The sequence below is a fragment of the Seonamhaeicola marinus genome (assembly GCF_008085455.1).
In genome coordinates this window covers 1-326 of record NZ_VSDQ01000316.1, presented here as the reverse complement: position 1 = coordinate 326, position 326 = coordinate 1, and the positions used below count along the sequence as shown (strand labels likewise).

Genomic DNA, 326 nt, shown 5'->3' with positions numbered 1-326 from the left:
TCATTTTAAATTAAGAAACGAAATTTCGTGGAATAAAACGAAATTAGAACATTTAGGTGAATGGGTAGACCCAAGTAAAAATTCACCTGAAGCCAATCAATTACGTGGTCATACAGGTTACGCTAAAAACTTAGATATTGGTACACAGTTAGAGTTTTTTCCAAGAAGTATAAGGTCTTTTCAGTCTTTTGGGTATAGGGTAGCTCCTTTTGCAAGTTTAGGTGTGCATTATACATACTACACGCCTGAGGTTACAACTACCTATGCTAACCCAAACCCTGATGCTATAGGTGATGTAACAGATCCTACAAATTTTTACTCTGCTT

The 326-nt window shown here is 35.9% G+C and carries 1 pseudogene; it reads left to right on the top strand.

Annotated features, from left to right (window positions below):
• Positions 1–326: pseudogene (locus FUA24_RS04150) on the top strand (THC0290_0291 family protein); the annotation flags it as partial.